Annotated in this window: 18 protein-coding genes and 1 riboswitch; of the genes, 8 read left to right on the top strand and 10 right to left on the bottom strand. The window is 57.8% G+C overall.

All coding sequences use genetic code 11. The features are described 5' to 3' along the window. From GKAS_RS18500 to GKAS_RS18530, 7 genes are all read right to left on the bottom strand, one after another. On the bottom strand, positions 1 to 439 hold a 439-nt coding region (locus GKAS_RS18500; protein ID WP_035896381.1), incomplete at its 3' end, for a radical SAM protein. After that, the gene (gene thiG / locus GKAS_RS18505) at positions 436 to 1,206 is read right to left on the bottom strand and encodes a thiazole synthase (RefSeq protein WP_035896382.1); all 771 of its coding nucleotides are present in this window, start codon (positions 1,204 to 1,206) and stop codon (positions 436 to 438) included. The genes GKAS_RS18500 and thiG, both read right to left, overlap by 4 nt. A 1-nt stretch (position 1,207) precedes the next feature. Continuing rightward, a complete protein-coding gene (gene thiS / locus GKAS_RS18510) occupies positions 1,208 to 1,408 on the bottom strand; it encodes a sulfur carrier protein ThiS (RefSeq protein WP_035896383.1) in 201 nt (66 codons plus the stop codon). Beyond that, positions 1,389 to 2,147, bottom strand: coding sequence for a HesA/MoeB/ThiF family protein (locus GKAS_RS18515; protein ID WP_035896384.1), 759 nt, complete (start codon positions 2,145 to 2,147; stop codon positions 1,389 to 1,391). The genes thiS and GKAS_RS18515 overlap by 20 nt, the downstream gene beginning before the upstream one ends. Then, positions 2,140 to 2,775, bottom strand: a complete 636-nt coding sequence (gene thiE, locus GKAS_RS18520; RefSeq protein ID WP_035896385.1) for a thiamine phosphate synthase — start codon at positions 2,773 to 2,775, stop codon at positions 2,140 to 2,142. Before thiE ends, GKAS_RS18515 begins: the two co-directional genes overlap by 8 nt. Further along, positions 2,775 to 4,673 (bottom strand): phosphomethylpyrimidine synthase ThiC, encoded by a 1,899-nt coding sequence (gene thiC / locus GKAS_RS18525; RefSeq protein WP_035896386.1) that lies wholly within the window; start codon positions 4,671 to 4,673, stop codon positions 2,775 to 2,777. Before thiC ends, thiE begins: the two co-directional genes overlap by 1 nt. A gap of 83 nt (positions 4,674 to 4,756) precedes the next feature. After that, positions 4,757 to 4,866: riboswitch (TPP riboswitch) on the bottom strand. 53 nt (positions 4,867 to 4,919) lie between these two features. After that, positions 4,920 to 5,405, bottom strand: coding sequence for an Rsd/AlgQ family anti-sigma factor (locus tag GKAS_RS18530; RefSeq protein WP_035896387.1), 486 nt, complete (start codon positions 5,403 to 5,405; stop codon positions 4,920 to 4,922). A 97-nt stretch (positions 5,406 to 5,502) separates the two neighbouring features. On the opposite strand from GKAS_RS18530, the gene nudC reads away from it, so the two are divergent. The 6 genes from nudC (at position 5,503) to GKAS_RS18560 (ending at position 9,859) form a co-directional block, all read left to right on the top strand. Further along, complete coding sequence (gene nudC / locus GKAS_RS18535) at positions 5,503 to 6,276, top strand: NAD(+) diphosphatase (protein WP_035896388.1); 774 nt, start codon at positions 5,503 to 5,505, stop codon at positions 6,274 to 6,276. 40 nt (positions 6,277 to 6,316) lie between these two features. Further along, complete coding sequence (hemE, locus tag GKAS_RS18540; protein WP_035896389.1) at positions 6,317 to 7,381, top strand: uroporphyrinogen decarboxylase; 1,065 nt, start codon at positions 6,317 to 6,319, stop codon at positions 7,379 to 7,381. Positions 7,382 to 7,390: 9 nt separating this feature from the next. After that, complete coding sequence (gene nfi, locus GKAS_RS18545) at positions 7,391 to 8,071, top strand: deoxyribonuclease V (protein WP_035896390.1); 681 nt, start codon at positions 7,391 to 7,393, stop codon at positions 8,069 to 8,071. Between the two features lie 33 nt (positions 8,072 to 8,104). Then, the gene (locus tag GKAS_RS18550; RefSeq protein ID WP_035896391.1) at positions 8,105 to 8,695 is read left to right on the top strand and encodes a YjaG family protein; all 591 of its coding nucleotides are present in this window, start codon (positions 8,105 to 8,107) and stop codon (positions 8,693 to 8,695) included. Positions 8,696 to 8,881: 186 nt separating this feature from the next. Then, positions 8,882 to 9,154 (top strand): nucleoid-associated protein HU-alpha, encoded by a 273-nt coding sequence (gene hupA, locus GKAS_RS18555; RefSeq protein ID WP_001044509.1) that lies wholly within the window; start codon positions 8,882 to 8,884, stop codon positions 9,152 to 9,154. Between the two features lie 12 nt (positions 9,155 to 9,166). Next, on the top strand, positions 9,167 to 9,859 hold the full coding sequence (locus GKAS_RS18560; RefSeq protein ID WP_035896397.1) for a DUF1481 domain-containing protein: 693 nt from the start codon (positions 9,167 to 9,169) through the stop codon (positions 9,857 to 9,859). A gap of 2 nt (positions 9,860 to 9,861) precedes the next feature. Here the strand turns inward: GKAS_RS18560 and zraP are convergent, their stop codons facing one another. Further along, positions 9,862 to 10,296, bottom strand: a complete 435-nt coding sequence (gene zraP / locus GKAS_RS18565) for a zinc resistance sensor/chaperone ZraP (RefSeq protein ID WP_035896392.1) — start codon at positions 10,294 to 10,296, stop codon at positions 9,862 to 9,864. Positions 10,297 to 10,547: 251 nt separating this feature from the next. Between zraP and zraS the strand changes: the two genes are divergently transcribed. Together zraS and zraR are read left to right on the top strand one after the other, a co-directional pair. After that, positions 10,548 to 11,963: a two-component system sensor histidine kinase ZraS gene (zraS, locus tag GKAS_RS18570; protein ID WP_035896393.1), complete on the top strand. Its 1,416-nt coding sequence runs from the start codon at positions 10,548 to 10,550 to the stop codon at positions 11,961 to 11,963. Then, positions 11,923 to 13,254, top strand: a complete 1,332-nt coding sequence (gene zraR, locus GKAS_RS18575) for a sigma-54-dependent response regulator transcription factor ZraR (protein WP_035896394.1) — start codon at positions 11,923 to 11,925, stop codon at positions 13,252 to 13,254. The genes zraS and zraR overlap by 41 nt, the downstream gene beginning before the upstream one ends. On the opposite strand, the gene purD is transcribed toward zraR, so the two are convergent. Then, positions 13,251 to 14,540 (bottom strand): phosphoribosylamine--glycine ligase, encoded by a 1,290-nt coding sequence (gene purD, locus GKAS_RS18580; protein ID WP_035896395.1) that lies wholly within the window; start codon positions 14,538 to 14,540, stop codon positions 13,251 to 13,253. The genes zraR and purD overlap by 4 nt on opposite strands. Before the next feature lie 15 nt (positions 14,541 to 14,555). Next, on the bottom strand, positions 14,556 to 16,145 hold the full coding sequence (gene purH, locus GKAS_RS18585; protein ID WP_035896396.1) for a bifunctional phosphoribosylaminoimidazolecarboxamide formyltransferase/IMP cyclohydrolase: 1,590 nt from the start codon (positions 16,143 to 16,145) through the stop codon (positions 14,556 to 14,558). Positions 16,146 to 16,559 lie beyond the last annotated feature (414 nt).

The following is a 16,559-nucleotide window of genomic DNA, read 5'->3' on the forward strand; positions in this document are numbered from 1 at the left end:
CCGGCAGGTGGCGACGGAAGTAGTCCATGCCCACCTTACTTTGGTGTTCGCCAGTGACCAGCAGGAGATGCTCAAACCCCAGCTCGCGTATCGCCGCGCACTCGCGGGCGATTTCCGCTGCATCCAGCGTCTTGCGTTTAATACGGTTGCTCATGGAGAAGCCGCAGTAGGTACAGTCGTTGGCGCAGAGGTTCGAGAGATAAAGCGGCACGTAGAAGCTGACGGTATTGCCAAAGCGTTGGCGGGTGAGTTTTTGCGCCCGCTGCGCCATTGGTTCCAGATAGTCGGCAGCAGCGGGGGAGAGCAGGGACATCAGATCGTCGCGGCTAAGCTGTGAAGCGCCGAGCGCCCGTTCCACGTCGGCGGCCGTTTTGCCGTTGATGCGTAAACGGATGTCGTCCCATTCCAGCTGTCGCCAGCGGTCGCTGAACGTTTTCATGCCAGCGCCTCCAGAAAGCCGGTTAATGGGCTGGTGGCGCTTGCCTGTGTGCTTCGATTTCCCGGCACCGCCTGACGCGCCAGCAGCCCGGCTTCTACTGCCAGACGGAAGGCGGTCGCCATGGTCACCGGATCGTCCGCCACGGCAATGGCCGTGTTGACCAGCACAGCATCAGCGCCCATCTCCAGCGCCTGCGCCGCATGGCTAGGCACGCCGATCCCGGCATCCACCACCACCGGTACGGTGGCCTGTTGGATGATAATCTCCAGCATGGCTTTGGTTTCCAGCCCCTGATTAGAGCCGATAGGCGCACCGAGCGGCATCACTGCCGCACAGCCAACTTCTTCCAGCCGCTTGCACAGCACCGGGTCCGCGCCGCAGTAGGGCAGCACCACAAAGCCTTGCTTCACCAGCGCTTCGGCGGCCTTCAGCGTTTCAATCGGGTCTGGCAGCAGCCAGCGGGCATCGGGGTGAATTTCGAGCTTCAGCCAGTTTGTTCCCAGCGCCTCACGCGCCAGTTGGGCGGCGAAGATGGCTTCTTCGGCGGTTTTGGCTCCCGAGGTGTTGGGTAGCAGCGTCACGCCCGCGTCAACCAGCGGAGCAAGGATGGCGTCGTTGTGCTGACGTAAATCGACCCGCTTCATCGCCAGCGTCACCAGTTGGCTGCCGGAGGCGCGAATGGCTTCGACCATCAGCGAGGACGAGGCAAATTTGCCGGTGCCGGTGAAAAGATGTGAATCAAACGTTTTGTCCGCAATGCGTAACATATCAACCCCCTGCAATAACCTGAAAGAGCAGGATCTGGTCGCCTTCCTGCACGATGTGCTGATGCCACTGGTCGCGTGGCAGAATCTGTTGGTTCAGCGCCAGCGCGGTACCCGGCTTGAGCTGATTAAGCGTGGCGAGCAGCTCGCTGACGGTTTGTCCCTCGGCGCACTGCATTGCTTCATCATTGAACTGAATCTGCATGTCGCCCCCCGCATACCGGGCAGCCTACGGCGCGACGCAGCGCGAGGCTGCGCCACTGGCTGGTTTTGCCGTCAAACAGGCGCAGCTCACCGCTCGGCGTATCGATACCGCTCAGCAGCTTAATGGCCTCCAGCGCCTGTAACGTGCCCATCACGCCCACCACGGGGCCGACGATGCCCGCCGTGCGACAGTTACGCTCCGGCTCGGCATCATCCGGCCACAGGCAGCGGTAGCAGCCTTGCTCCCACGGTGGCGTCAGCACCATTATCTGGCCGCCAAAGCCGACGGCGCTGGCGGTGACGAGCGGCGTATTGAGCGCCACGCAGGCGGCGTTGATCGCCTGACGTGTCGCCATGTTGTCGGTGCAGTCGAGCACCACGTCGGCGCGCGATACCGCGTGACGCAGCGCGTCGCCGCTCAGCCGCTGCTCTAGCGCCACCAGGTCGATATCCGGGTTAAGCCGCGCCAGTCGCTGCTGGGTGACCTGCGATTTTGCGCGGGCAATATCGTCGGTGGTGAACAGGATTTGACGCTGCAGATTGCTGAGGTGTACCTCATCGTCGTCCGCCAGCGTCAGCGTGCCGACGCCCGCACCGGCCAGATACAGCGCGGCGGGCGAGCCCAGACCGCCTAATCCGACAATCAGCACATGGCTGCCGAGCAGCTTTTGCTGCCCTTCAATGGCGATATCGCCGAGCAGGATCTGCCGGCTATAACGCATAAAGTCGCGGTCATTCATCGCCGACTCCCGCTATTGCCAGCAGTTGCGCCGTGGCTTCACGCCAGTCCGCCGCCTGGGTAATGGCACTGACCACGGCAATACTACCCACGCCGGTCGCCAGCACATCAGGCGCCCGCGCAAGGCTGATGCCGCCGATGGCGACGGTCGGATAATCGGCCAGACGCGCAATATGACCCGCCAACTGCGTCAGCCCCTGCGGTGCGGAAGGCATCTGCTTGGTTTGGGTTGGGAAGACGTGGCCCAGCGCGATATACGACGGGCGAGCGGCGATCGCTATATCAATCTCCATATCATCGTGGGTTGATACGCCAAGGCGAAGGCCCGCGGCCTGGATGGCTTTCAGATCGGTGGTTTCCAGGTCTTCCTGACCCAGATGCACCCCGTAGGCGCGATGCTTGATAGCCAATCGCCAGTAGTCGTTGATAAACAGCCGGGCGTCATAGCGACGCCCTAGCGCGATGGCGGCGATCACGTCCGCTTCGACCTCATCATCGCGTTTGTCTTTGATACGCAGTTGGATAGTGCGCACGCCAGCCTCCAGCAGGCGCTCAATCCACTGCACGCTGTCCACCACCGGATAGAGCCCGAGGCGGAACGGTACCGTTGGGAAATCGGGCTGATACATCAGGCCTCCTCGCGTTTCAGGTAGATTTCACCGCCTTTGGCGCGGAAGTTCTCCGACATATCCGCCATGCCCACTTCAATGGTCTGAGCGGCGGCGTAGTCGCGCACTTCCTGGCTGATTTTCATCGAGCAGAATTTCGGCCCGCACATGGAACAGAAGTGAGCGACTTTACCGGACTCCTGCGGCAGCGTTTCATCGTGGTAGGCGCGAGCGGTGAATGGGTCGAGCGCGAGGTTAAACTGATCTTCCCAGCGGAATTCAAAGCGCGCTTTCGACATCGCGTTATCGCGGATCTGCGCGCCCGGGTGTCCTTTCGCCAGGTCGGCGGCGTGAGCGGCAATCTTGTAGGTAATCAGCCCCTGCTTTACGTCTTCTTTGTTCGGCAAGCCGAGGTGCTCTTTCGGCGTGACGTAGCAGAGCATGGCGCAGCCAAACCAGCCAATCATTGCGGCGCCAATACCGGAGGTGAAGTGGTCGTGGCCCGGCGCGATGTCGGTGGTCAACGGCCCTAAGGTATAGAATGGTGCTTCGTGGCAATGTTCCAGCTCTTCGGTCATGTTGCGCTGAATCATCTGCATCGGCACGTGGCCCGGGCCTTCAATCATCACCTGCACGTCATACTCCCAGGCGATTTTGGTCAGCTCGCCCAGCGTATGTAGCTCGGAGAACTGCGCTTCGTCGTTAGCATCCTGAATTGAGCCAGGGCGTAGACCATCGCCCAGCGACAGCGACACGTCGTAGGCCGCGCAGATTTCACAGATTTCGCGGAAGTGCTGGTAGAGGAAGTTTTCCTGATGATGGGAAAGACACCATTTCGCCATGATGGAGCCGCCGCGTGACACAATGCCGGTCAGGCGTTTCGCGGTCATCGGCACATAGCGCAGCAGCACGCCCGCGTGAATGGTGAAGTAATCCACGCCCTGTTCGGCCTGCTCCAGCAGCGTATCGCGGAAGGCTTCCCAGGTCAGATCTTCGGCGATCCCGTTGACCTTCTCCAGCGCCTGGTAGATCGGCACGGTGCCGATCGGAACCGGGCTGTTACGCAGGATCCATTCGCGGGTTTCGTGGATATAGCGGCCGGTCGACAGGTCCATCACCGTATCCGCGCCCCAGCGGGTAGACCACACCAGTTTTTCCACTTCCTCTTCAATGGAGGACGTCACCGCTGAGTTACCGATATTGGCGTTGACCTTCACGAGGAAGTTACGGCCGATGATCATGGGCTCAGATTCCGGGTGGTTGATATTGGCAGGAATGATGGCGCGTCCGGCGGCCACTTCATCGCGCACGAATTCTGGCGTGATGTTTTCCGGCAGGCGCGCACCAAAGGCCATGCCCGGATGCTGGTGACGTAATACTTCGCTGCGAATGCGCTCGCGTCCCATGTTTTCGCGGATGGCGATGAACTCCATTTCCGGCGTCACAATCCCCTGACGGGCATAGTGAAGTTGGGTAACGCATTTACCCGCTTTGGCGCGCTTTGGCGTCAACAGGCCGCTGAAGCGGAGATCGTCCAGACCGTCATCGGCCAGACGTTCTTTGGTGTAGGCGGAGCTGCGGTCGTCCAGCTCTTCGCTGTCATCGCGGGCGGCAATCCATGGCTGGCGCAGCTTGGCCAGACCTTGCTGAACGTTAATCGCCACGTCCGGGTCACCATAAGGGCCGGATGTGTCGTACACCGGCACCGCTTCATTGTCTTCGAACTGTGGGTTCTCTTTATTGCCGCCAATCAGCGTGGGGCTCAGCTGAATTTCGCGCATCGGAATGCGGATACCGGGCTGCGAACCGGTGATGTAGATACGTTGGGAATTCGGGAACGCGGTGCCTTCGAGGGTATCAATAAAGCGTTGGGCCTGGGCGCGCTGCTCGCGGCGTGATGGTTTAGTAGTGACAGACATAGCTCATTCCAGATAAAAGTAAGGATATGGCTTGTCAGACGACGGATGAAGCAAGAGAGAAGATCGCCCTAGGGCGATGCGACTATAGATTGACTCTTGTTCCCTTCGCAGGTCTTAACCTGATCAGGTTCCGCGGATCCCGAATTAACGGTCTCAGCCCGTGCTTGCGCACTGGGCACTCCGACAAGAAGTAACCTCAAATGATGAGAGGTAATGAATGTAAACTACTCGTTAATGCGGCAAATCTCAAGCCGGGCGTTTGATTTCATCCGGGCCGAGCGCCTCGAAGGTCAGCATGATGAGCTGGTCTTCTAACAAAAAACGGGCCTCCAGCGCTTCACCGATATCGGACAGCGCCTGCTGGAATTCATACACGTTATCCTGGTCGATAGCGTTCTCCAGCGTAGAGTCGTAGTAGTCCATAATTTGTTGAGTATTGGCATCCAGCAGCGGCCAGATTTTACTGGCGTTTAAAAGCGGACTGTCGCCTTCCATTTTATGGATAATGCGTTCATAAATACTGAAATGACCGGCAGACAAATAGTCGACCAGGCGCTGACAAAAGTCATCAAGCGCTTTCTCATTAAGACGCATGAACGATTCTTTGCCAGGCTTAAGGCCAACCAGATTGTAGTAAGCTACGAGCAGGTGCTTACGAATATTCAGCCAACGGTCGACCAGTTTGTGGTGTCCATGAATTCTCTCTTTTAGACTTTCTAACTGGTTTAACATAGGTTGACCCCGCATCGATAAGATTAAAATCTGCTCACGTCATTATGTAATAATAATGTTAACAACATGCCTGTGAAGCAAAGGTAGCGCAAGAGATATGGATCGTATAATTGAAAAATTGGATCGCGGCTGGTGGATAGTCAGCCACGAACAAAAATTATGGTTGCCAGGCGGGGAATTACCATATGGCGAAGCGGTAAATTTCGATCTTGTGGGTCAGCACGCACTCCAGATTGGCGAGTGGGAAGGCTCTCCGGTGTGGCTGGTACAGCAGCAGAAGCGTCATGATATGGGCACCGTGCGCCAGGTTCTTGACCAGGACGTCGGCCTGTTCCAGCTTGCTGGACGCGGCGTGCAGCTGGCGGAGTTTTACCGTTCGCACAAATTCTGCGGCTACTGCGGCCACACCATGCACCCAAGCAAAACCGAATGGGCCATGCTGTGCAGCCACTGCCGTGAACGCTACTACCCGCAGATTGCACCGTGCATTATCGTCGCCATTCGCCGCGACGACTCCATTCTGCTTGCCCAACACGTTCGCCATCGCAACGGCGTGCATACCGTGCTGGCCGGTTTTGTCGAAGTGGGCGAAACCTTAGAGCAGGCGGTGGCGCGTGAAGTGATGGAAGAGAGCGGCATTAAGGTGAAGAACCTGCGCTACATCACCTCCCAGCCGTGGCCGTTCCCGCAGTCGCTGATGACCGCGTTTATGGCGGAGTATGACAGCGGCGACATTGTTATCGATCCCAAAGAGTTGCTTAACGCTAACTGGTATCGCTATGACGATCTGCCGCTTCTGCCACCACCGGGTACGGTGGCGCGTCGTCTGATCGAAGATACCGTGGCAATGTGTCGGGCTGATTACGACTGACATGTTACAATAGGCGCATCAACGCTAAAGGAATGTAAACATGAGCGAACTGAAGAACGATCGTTATCTGCGTGCGCTGCTGCGCCAGCCCGTAGACGTGACCCCGGTATGGATGATGCGCCAGGCAGGCCGCTATTTGCCGGAGTACAAGGCAACCCGCGCCCATGCAGGTGATTTTATGTCGCTGTGCAAAAACGCCGAGCTGGCCTGCGAGGTGACGCTGCAGCCGCTGCGCCGCTACCCGCTTGATGCGGCGATCCTCTTCTCGGATATCCTGACCATTCCGGATGCGATGGGGCTGGGACTCTATTTTGAAGCTGGGGAAGGCCCGCGCTTTACCTCGCCAATCACCAGTAAAGCGGATGTAGAAAAGCTGCCGATTCCGGACCCGGAAGGTGAGCTGGGCTACGTGATGAACGCAGTGCGCACCATTCGCCGTGAGCTGAAGGGCGAAGTGCCGCTGATTGGTTTCTCCGGTAGTCCGTGGACGCTGGCGACCTATATGGTGGAAGGCGGCAGCAGCAAAGCCTTTACCGTGATTAAAAAGATGATGTACGCCGACCCTAAAGCGCTGCATCTGCTGCTCGACAAGCTGGCGCAGAGCGTCACGCTGTACCTCAACGCGCAGATTAAAGCCGGCGCGCAGTCGGTGATGATTTTCGATACCTGGGGTGGCGTGCTGACCGGGCGCGACTATCAGCAGTTCTCGCTGTACTACATGCACAAAATCGTTGATGGCCTGCTGCGTGAAAATGACGGTCGCCGTGTGCCGGTGACGCTGTTCACCAAAGGTGGCGGTCAGTGGCTGGAAGCCATGGCGGAAACCGGCTGCGATGCGCTGGGGCTCGACTGGACTACCGATATCGCCGATGCGCGCCGTCGTGTGGGCCATAAAGTGGCGCTACAGGGCAATATGGACCCGTCCATGCTCTACGCGCCTGCGGCGCGCATTGAAGAAGAAGTGGCGACGATTCTGGCCGGTTTTGGTCAGGGCGAAGGCCACGTCTTCAACCTGGGCCACGGTATTCATCAGGACGTGCCGCCAGAACACGCGGGCGTCTTCGTTGAAGCGGTGCACCGCCTGTCGGCGCAGTATCACCGCTAAGGCCGTCACGTGGATCTCGCGTCGCTGCGCGCGCAGCAACTGGAGCTGGCATCATCGGTGATCCGGGACGATCGTTTTGACGGCGATCCTCCGGATCTGATCGGCGGTGCCGACGTAGGCTTTGAGCTGGGCGGCGAAGTGACGCGAGCGGCGATGGTATTGCTGAAGTATCCATCGCTTGAGCTCGTGGAATATCAGGTGGCGCGTATTGCCACCACCATGCCGTATATCCCCGGTTTTCTCTCTTTTCGCGAAACCCCGGCCTTAATGGCGGCATGGCAGCAGCTTTCGCAAAAGCCAGACTTGCTGTTTGTCGACGGCCATGGCATTTCGCATCCTCGCCGTTTGGGCGTTGCTAGCCATTTTGGTTTGCTGGCGGATGTTCCCACCATTGGCGTGGCGAAAAAGCGGCTGTGCGGTAAGTTTGAGCCGCTCCCGCCAGAAGCAGGCGCGCTCGCGCCGCTAATCGACAAAGGCGAACAGCTGGCATGGGTCTGGCGCAGCAAAGTGCGCTGCAACCCGCTGTTTATCTCCACGGGGCACCGCGTAAGCCTCGGGAACGCGTTGGCGTGGGTACAGCGCTGTACCCAAGGCTATCGCCTGCCGGAACCCACGCGCTGGGCAGATGCCGTTGCATCGGAACGTCCGGCTTTTACGCGGCTTGCAGCAAAAATGCCCCATATCGGGTAAACTGCGTCTAATTTCCGTATTTGAGAACTCATCATGTTACAAAACCCGATTCATCTGCGTCTGGAGAAGCTGGAAAGCTGGCAGCACGTCACTTTCATGGCCTGCCTGTGTGAACGCATGTACCCGAACTACGCCATGTTCTGCAAAGAGTCGGAATTTGGTGAGCCGCAGGTGTACCGCCGTATTCTCGACCTCATCTGGGAAACCCTGACGGTCAAAGACGCTAAGGTGAACTTCGACAGCCAGTTGGAAAAACTGGAAGAGGCAATTCCAGCAGCCGACGATTACGACATGTACGGCGTTTACCCGGCGATCGATGCTTGTGTGGCATTAAGTGAATTAATTCACTCTCGCCTGAGCGGCGAAACGCTCGAGCACGCGATCGAAGTCAGTAAGAGTTCTATTACTTCCGTCGCGATGCTGGAAATGACCCAGGCTGGTCGCGAAATGACCGATGAAGAGCTGCGTTTGAACCCTGCTGTAGAGCAAGAATGGGACATTCAGTGGGAGATTTTCCGCCTTTTAGCCGAGTGTGAAGAACGCGATATTGAACTGATTAAAGGGCTACGCGCAGACCTCCGCGAGGCCGGCGAGAGCAATATTGGTATAATTTTTCAGCAATGAGACAACAAAACGTGATTTACCGCCTGAATTGTAATGCCTGAAGGCTTCACATCTGCCCCCCGTCTGGTCTACATTTGGAGGGCGAAAAAAAGTGGCTATCGGTGCGTGTATGCAGGAGAGTGCTTTTATGGCATTTTCGTCGCACTCGATGCTTAGCAAGCGATAAACACATTGTAAGGATAACTTATGAACAAGACTCAACTGATTGATGTAATTGCGGACAAGGCTGAACTGTCTAAAACCCAGGCTAAAGCTGCACTGGAATCCACCCTGGCTGCTATTACTGAGTCTCTGAAAGAAGGTGATGCTGTACAACTGGTTGGTTTCGGTACCTTCAAAGTGAACCACCGCGCTGAGCGTACTGGCCGCAACCCGCAGACCGGTAAAGAAATCAAAATCGCCGCAGCTAACGTGCCGGCATTTGTTTCTGGCAAAGCACTGAAAGACGCAGTTAAGTAAGACCGCGTGGCAGTGAACAGTTTTAAAGAAGGGGCGGCTTCGCCCCTTTCGTTCATCTGGCGCCGTTTACCGGCGCTGGCTGGTGTACTGTTGCTCACTGCCTGCAGCCATAACAGCACGCTGCCTCCTTTCACCGCCAGCGGCTACGCTGATACGCAGGGTGCGGTGCGCATCTGGCGTAAAGATAGCGGCGACGAGACCCATCTTCTGGCTACGCTAAGTCCGTGGCACAGCGGCAATACCTCGACCAGTGAATACCGCTGGCAGGATGACAAACTGCAGCTAATTGAACTCAATATCTATGGCAAACCGTCCGAACATATTCGCGCCCGTTTCGATAGCAACGGCGAGCTGAGCTTCATGCAGCGCGAAATTGACGGGCAGAAACAGCAGCTCTCCAGCGATCAGGTGGCGCTCTATCGCTACCGTGCCGAGCAGATCCGCCAGACCAGCGACGCACTGCGGCTGGGGAAAGTGGTGCTACGTCAGGGGCGCTGGCATGCCGACGGCTCCGTCACCACCTGTGAAGGCGAAACGGTGAAGCCTGATTTCGACTCCCGCGCCCTGGGGCATATTGCGAGCCGCCAGAGCCGTTCGTCCGCTGAAGTGAGCATTGCCTGGCTGGAAGCCCCGGAAGGCACACAGCTCCTGCTGGTGGCGAACGAAGACTACTGCACCTGGCAGCCGACCGAAAAGAGTTTCTAGGCCTACCAGCGGTTCATGCCGCCCATATGGCCGCCACCGTTGTATCCTCCCTGACAACCCATCCCACCGTGACGGGGAATACCGGCCTGCGCCATGGCCACATCAAACTTCACTCGCTGATTACCCAGCTTCTGTCGTAGTGTCTCCATCTCCTGCGCCACGCTTTCTATTTTGGCGCTATCCGGCTTATCGGCCGTTAACAGCGCATTGTACTCATAGCGCTTAGAGGTGAGCTGCTGTCGCAGCGCGCTGGTCTGATTGTAAAAATCATTATGCAGCTTCTGGGCCGTAGCCTGCTGTGCATCGGTGAGCTGGCTGTAGCCACCGTTATCGCCGTTGTTTCCCCAGTGATGCGGGCCTGCTAACGCCGTCCCGCTGGTGAAGGTGAATGCGGCAACGGCCAAGAGAGTAAGCGTCAGATTGTTGTTCCGTTTCATGGTTGATTCTCCTGTGGTGTGGTTATCTTAGCTATTGCATCTTCCGTGCCAGACCGACAAACCGAGATAATGTTGGCGTTTTCAGGCCGTTCGCGGCGACGGGCGAGTAAAAATGACCCGCGTAAGCCTAACCAGCGGGTCATTTTTACTCGTTGAAGCAAGGCGTTTGTGTTCGCGGGCCGGTTTAGCGAGCGCGAAAAATGGCATGATTTCTGCTGAGGGATAGTGACGGGAAAAGAGAAGGAAGCCCCATGAGCCTCATACGTTTACAGAAGGATTCGATAACCGCCGGTATTAGCTGGCTGCTGACCAGCGTGATTTTGCTGCTGGTCTGCTTGTTTTCTGCGCTTGTCGTGCGTGACTACGGGCGGGAAAACGCATCGGCGCGGCAGGCCATTCAGGAAAAAGGCAGCGTGCTTATCCGCGCGCTTGAGTCCGGCGCCCGCGTAGGCATGGGGATGCGCATGCATCATGCCCAGTTCCAGGCAATGCTGGAAGAGATGGCCTGGCAGCCTGGCGTGCTGTGGTTTGCCGTCACTGATGAGCAAGGGACGGTGATGGCCCATAGTGACCCACAGCAGGTGGGCAAGGCGCTCTATGATGCGCAGCAGATGCGCCAACTTCAGGTTGGCGACACGGTGCGCAAGCGCCGCGTTGAATCGCCAGAACCGGCGCTGGAGCTCTACCGGACGTTTCGCCCGCTGGACAGCGGCAACGGCCACCACATGCGCATGATGGTGCGACGTAACGTAGCCGATGTCCCGCAGGTGATTTTTATCGCGTTTGATGTGCGTGAACTCGATGCCGAGCAGGCGCGCGGGCTGCGCAATATGATAGTGATGCTGTGCGCCGCCGGGCTGGTGATGGTGGCGACCCTCCTCGCGCAGTTCTGGTTTCGTCGCTACCAGCGTTCACGCAAGCTATTACAGGAAGCGACCCATCGCAGAGAAAAGCTGGTGGCCTTAGGTCATCTGGCAGCCGGTGTGGCGCATGAAATCCGTAACCCGCTCTCCTCGATTAAAGGGCTAGCGAAGTACTTTGCTGAACGCACGCCGCCGGGAGGGGAAGCCTACGCGCTGGCGCAGGTGATGGCGAAAGAGGCGGACCGTCTGAATCGCGTGGTCAGTGACCTGCTGGAGCTGGTGCGTCCGGCACATTTAAAATGGCAGTCGGTGGATCTCAACCTGGTGATTACCCACTCGCTACAGCTGGTCAGCCAGGATGCGCGCGATAGGGAGATTACGCTGCGGTTCACCCCACATCCTGCGCTACGCTGCATTCAGGCCGACCCGGACCGGCTGAATCAGGTGCTGTTGAATCTCTATCTTAACGCGATTCAGGCGATAGGGCACGGCGGCGTGATTACGGTAACGGCGAGCGAGTGTAGCGACGGGCGTGTGAAGGTGAGCGTCGCCGATAACGGTAAGGGAATGACGGCCGAGCAGCTGGAAGCGATTTTTACCCCGTACTTCACCACCAAAGCTGACGGCACAGGCCTTGGACTCGCGGTGGTACAGAACATTATCGAGCAGCACGGCGGCACGATTCATGCCGACAGCCGTCCCGGCGAGGGAGCCATATTTACCTTCTACCTGCCGGTTAATGAGCAACAAAAGGACAGCAAGGATGAGCGTAGAAAAGGTCGATATTCTGGTGGTGGACGATGATATCAGCCACTGCACTATTCTTGAGGCGCTGCTGCGCGGCTGGGGATATCAGGTCTCGCTGGCACATAATGGCCGGGAGGCGCTGGAACAGGTGCGCCAGCGGGTATTTGATTTAGTGCTCTGCGATATCCGCATGGCGGAGATGGACGGCATTGAAACGCTCAAAGAGATAAAAGCCTGGAATCCGTCGATCCCGGTGCTGATCATGACCGCCTACTCCAGCGTGGGGACGGCGGTTGAGGCGCTAAAATCCGGTGCGCTGGATTACCTCATCAAGCCGTTAGACTTCGATAACCTACAGCAAACGCTCGCGCGGGCATTGGTGCATACCTTGCAGCCTGACGGCGTGGTTGAGGCTTCTCCCGCGGCTCAATTCGGGATGGTTGGCGATAGCCCAGCAATGCAGGCGCTGCTGCACAATATCACCCTGGTTGCCCCTTCTGATGCCACCGTGTTGATTCACGGCGAGTCGGGCACCGGCAAAGAGCTGGTGGCGCGAGCCCTGCATGCCAGCAGCGCGCGCGGTGATGGGCCGCTGGTGACGCTGAACTGCGCGGCGCTCAATGAATCTTTGCTGGAGTCTGAACTGTTCGGCCACGAGAAAGGGGCGTTTACCGGTGCGGATAAACGGCGGGAAGGGCGCTTTGTACAAGCGAGTGGCGGAACCTTATTCCTCGATGAAATTGGCGATATCTCACCGCTGATGCAGGTACGCCTGCTGCGCGCCATTCAGGAGCGTGAAGTGCAGCGCGTGGGCAGCAACCAGACCATTTCGGTGGATGTCCGCCTGATCGCCGCTACCCATCGCGATCTGGCTGAAGAGGTCAGCGCCGGGCGCTTTCGCCAGGATCTCTATTACCGGCTGAACGTGGTGATCATCGACATGCCGCCGCTGCGTCGGCGCCGCGAAGATATTCCCGCTCTCGCGCACCACTTCCTGAAACGCTACGCCGAGCGAAACCGTAAAGCGGTGCAAGGATTTACCCCGCAGGCGATGGATTTGCTGATTCACTACGACTGGCCGGGTAATATTCGCGAACTGGAAAATGCGGTGGAGCGGGCGGTGGTACTGCTGACGGGAGAATATGTCTCTGAGCGCGAGCTGCCGCTGGCGATTGTGGGTACGCCGGTACCGATTTTGTCGTCGGCCGATGATGAGATACTGCCGCTGGTGGAGGTGGAAAAAGAGGTCATCCTGGCGGCGCTTGAAAAAACGGGCGGCAACAAAACTGAAGCCGCCCGTCAGTTGGGCATTACGCGCAAAACGCTGCTGGCGAAGCTTAGCCGTTAGTTCTGCTCACGCTCGATGGCGCGCCAGCCGATGTCGCGGCGGCTGAAGCTGCCGTCCCAGTGGATGTCGGTCATTAAGGCATAAGCGCGTTGCTGCGCTTCTGCTACGGTGTGACCCAGTGCGGTAGCGCACAGCACGCGGCCGCCGCTGGTCAGCACGCGGTCGTCGTCGGCGAGTTTGGTGCCCGCGTGGAAGACCTTACCGTCGGTTGAGGATTCCAGCGGCAGGCCGTGGATCTCATCACCGGTGTTGTAGTGGCCAGGGTAACCACCCGCGGCAATCACCACGCCCAGCGAAGCGCGTTCGTCCCACTCGGAGGTTTTCTCATCCAGCTTGCCGTCGCAGGCGGCCAGGCAAAGATCCACCAGATCCGACTTCATGCGCAGCATGATCGGCTGAGTTTCCGGATCGCCAAAGCGGCAGTTGAACTCGATAACCTTCGGATTGCCCTGTTTATCGATCATCAGACCGGCATACAGGAAACCGGTGTAGGTGTTCCCTTCTGCCGCCATGCCTTTTACGGTTGGCCAGATGATCCGTTCCATGGTGCGCTGGTGGACTTCATCGGTCACCACCGGTGCCGGAGAGTATGCCCCCATGCCGCCGGTGTTCGGGCCGGTGTCGCCGTTGCCTACGCGTTTGTGGTCCTGGCTGGTGGCCATCGGCAGTACGTGCTCGCCGTCGACCATCACGATAAAGCTCGCTTCTTCACCGTCGAGGAACTCTTCGATAACGATACGGTGACCCGCGTCGCCAAAGGCGTTACCGGCCAGCATGTCGTGAACGGCGGCTTCGGCTTCTTCGAGAGTCATCGCGACGATAACGCCTTTACCGGCGGCCAGGCCGTCGGCTTTGATAACGATCGGCGCGCCTTTTTCGCGCAGGTATGCCAGCGCCGGCTCAACTTCGGTGAAGTTCTGATATTCCGCCGTCGGAATCTGGTGACGGGCGAGGAAATCTTTGGTGAAGGCTTTGGAGCCTTCCAGCTGCGCGGCGCCTTCGGTTGGCCCGAAGATTTTCAGGCCAGCGGCGCGGAACGCATCGACCACGCCAATCACCAGCGGCGCTTCCGGGCCGACGATGGTCAGGTCAATCTGCTCGTTCTGGGCAAAACTCAGCAGTGCCGGAATATCGGTGACGCCGATAGCCACGTTCTGCAACGCGGGCTCCAGTGCGGTACCGGCGTTACCCGGTGCGACAAAAACGGTATCAACCAGCGGGGACTGCGCGGCTTTCCAGGCCAGCGCGTGTTCGCGCCCGCCGTTTCCAATGACTAAAACTTTCATCGTCTGCTCCCTGAATTAATGGCGGAAGTGGCGCATATCGGTGAAGATCATCGCGATGCCGTGTTCGTCGGCGGCGGCAATCACTTCTTCGTCGCGGATAGAACCGCCTGGCTGGATAACGCAGCTCACGCCAACGGCGGCGGCAGCATCAATGCCATCACGGAACGGGAAGAACGCATCGGAAGCCATGGCGGAGCCTTTCACTTCCAGACCTTCATCAGAAGCTTTAATACCCGCGATTTTGGCGGAATAAACGCGGCTCATCTGACCTGCGCCTATACCGATGGTCATATTCTCTTTGGCATACACAATGGCGTTGGATTTGACGAACTTCGCCACCTTCCAGCAGAACAGCGCATCGCGCAGCTCCTGCTCGGTTGGCTGACGTTTGGAAACCACGCGCAGTTCGCCTTCAGTCACCATACCCAGGTCACGGTCCTGAACCAGCAGGCCGCCGTTCACGCGTTTAAAGTCGAGGCCCGGTACGCGCTGTGCCCACTGGCCGCAGGTCAGCACGCGAACGTTCTGTTTAGCGGCGGTGATCTTCAGCGCTTCTTCGGTCGCGGATGGGGCGATAATGACTTCCACGAACTGGCGGGAGATGATCGCCTGCGCGGTTTCAGCATCCAGCTCGCGGTTAAAGGCGATGATGCCGCCGAACGCGGAGGTTGGGTCAGTTTTATAAGCGCGGTCGTAAGCGTCAAGAATAGAGGTGCTTACCGCCACGCCGCATGGGTTAGCGTGCTTGACGATAACGCAGGCCGGTTCGTTGAACTCTTTCACACACTCCAGCGCCGCATCGGTATCGGCGATGTTGTTATAGGAGAGCGCTTTACCTTGAACCTGCTGCGCGGTGGCAACGGACGCTTCTTTGACGTTCTCTTCTATATAGAAGGCAGCCTGCTGGTGGCTGTTCTCGCCGTAGCGCATATCCTGCTTCTTAATGAAGTTCAGGTTCAGCGTACGAGGGAAGCGACCGGCGGCTTCTTTGCTTTCGCCGTGGTAAGCCGGAACCATGCTGCCGAAGTAGTTGGCAATCATGCTGTCGTAGGCGGCGGTGTGTTCGAAAGCTTTAATCGCGAGATCGAAACGGGTGTTGAGGGTCAGAGAACCTTCGTTAGCATCCATCTCTTTAATAATGGCGTCGTAGTCGCTGCTCTTCACAACGATTGCCACATCTTTATGGTTCTTGGCGGCGGAGCGCACCATGGTCGGGCCGCCGATATCAATGTTCTCTACTGCATCTTCCAGCGAGCAGCCTTCACGGGCGACGGTCTCGGCGAATGGATACAGGTTAACGACAACCATATCGATAGGAGCAATGTGGTGCTGTTCCATAATGGCATCGTCCTGGCCGCGACGACCGAGGATGCCACCGTGTACTTTTGGATGCAGGGTCTTTACGCGTCCATCCATCATTTCCGGGAAGCCGGTGTAATCGGAAACTTCGGTCACCGGCAGACCTTTCTCTGCTAACAGGCGCGCAGTGCCACCTGTAGACAGCAGCTCCACACCGCGTGTGGAAAGTGCCTGGGCGAATTCGATGATACCGGCCTTGTCAGAAACACTGAGCAGAGCGCGGCGGACTGGACGACGTTGTTGCATGGTAAATCCCCTGGATTTGACTATTACAGAGAGCGTTAGGTGAATTCTTGCGTAAAAACTCAGCTAACGCCCCTTACGGGGCATCCTTGTTTTGCGGGGGCATTGTAACGAAAACGTTTGCGCAACGCTCGCGAATTTTTCTCTTTACCTCAATTCCATTATTTCATCTCTATAGATGAGGGATAAAACCAGGTGACTCTCGAAAGAGAACCTTATTTTTGTGGATAACTCTGTGTGTAAATAGGTATAAGGCGGGGTTCTGCTGGGGATTGCAGCAGTCAGTCATTTTTCTGTCATTTAAGGGTTGCGGCCCCGAGGAAACTCCCTATAATGCGCCTCCATCGACACGGCGGATGTGAATCACTTCACACTAACTAGCCGGGTTGATTGAAGAGAAAAACCTGAAAATTAGGG

It is taken from the genome of Kluyvera ascorbata ATCC 33433 (genome assembly GCF_000735365.1).
Taxonomy (GTDB): Bacteria; Pseudomonadota; Gammaproteobacteria; order Enterobacterales; family Enterobacteriaceae; genus Kluyvera; species Kluyvera ascorbata.

Coding starts and splice junctions, on each gene's coding strand:
- nudC (WP_035896388.1), top strand. CDS start 5,503: ATGGATCGTATAATTGAAAAATTGGATCGCGGCTGGTGGATAGTCAGC.
- thiC (WP_035896386.1), bottom strand. CDS start 4,673: ATGTCTGTCACTACTAAACCATCACGCCGCGAGCAGCGCGCCCAGGCC.
- hemE (WP_035896389.1), top strand. CDS start 6,317: ATGAGCGAACTGAAGAACGATCGTTATCTGCGTGCGCTGCTGCGCCAG.
- purD (WP_035896395.1), bottom strand. CDS start 14,540: ATGAAAGTTTTAGTCATTGGAAACGGCGGGCGCGAACACGCGCTGGCC.
- thiE (WP_035896385.1), bottom strand. CDS start 2,775: ATGTATCAGCCCGATTTCCCAACGGTACCGTTCCGCCTCGGGCTCTAT.
- zraR (WP_035896394.1), top strand. CDS start 11,923: ATGAGCGTAGAAAAGGTCGATATTCTGGTGGTGGACGATGATATCAGC.
- GKAS_RS18515 (WP_035896384.1), bottom strand. CDS start 2,147: ATGAATGACCGCGACTTTATGCGTTATAGCCGGCAGATCCTGCTCGGC.
- purH (WP_035896396.1), bottom strand. CDS start 16,145: ATGCAACAACGTCGTCCAGTCCGCCGCGCTCTGCTCAGTGTTTCTGAC.
- GKAS_RS18550 (WP_035896391.1), top strand. CDS start 8,105: ATGTTACAAAACCCGATTCATCTGCGTCTGGAGAAGCTGGAAAGCTGG.
- hupA (WP_001044509.1), top strand. CDS start 8,882: ATGAACAAGACTCAACTGATTGATGTAATTGCGGACAAGGCTGAACTG.
- zraS (WP_035896393.1), top strand. CDS start 10,548: ATGAGCCTCATACGTTTACAGAAGGATTCGATAACCGCCGGTATTAGC.
- thiS (WP_035896383.1), bottom strand. CDS start 1,408: ATGCAGATTCAGTTCAATGATGAAGCAATGCAGTGCGCCGAGGGACAA.
- zraP (WP_035896392.1), bottom strand. CDS start 10,296: ATGAAACGGAACAACAATCTGACGCTTACTCTCTTGGCCGTTGCCGCA.
- GKAS_RS18530 (WP_035896387.1), bottom strand. CDS start 5,405: ATGTTAAACCAGTTAGAAAGTCTAAAAGAGAGAATTCATGGACACCAC.
- thiG (WP_035896382.1), bottom strand. CDS start 1,206: ATGTTACGCATTGCGGACAAAACGTTTGATTCACATCTTTTCACCGGC.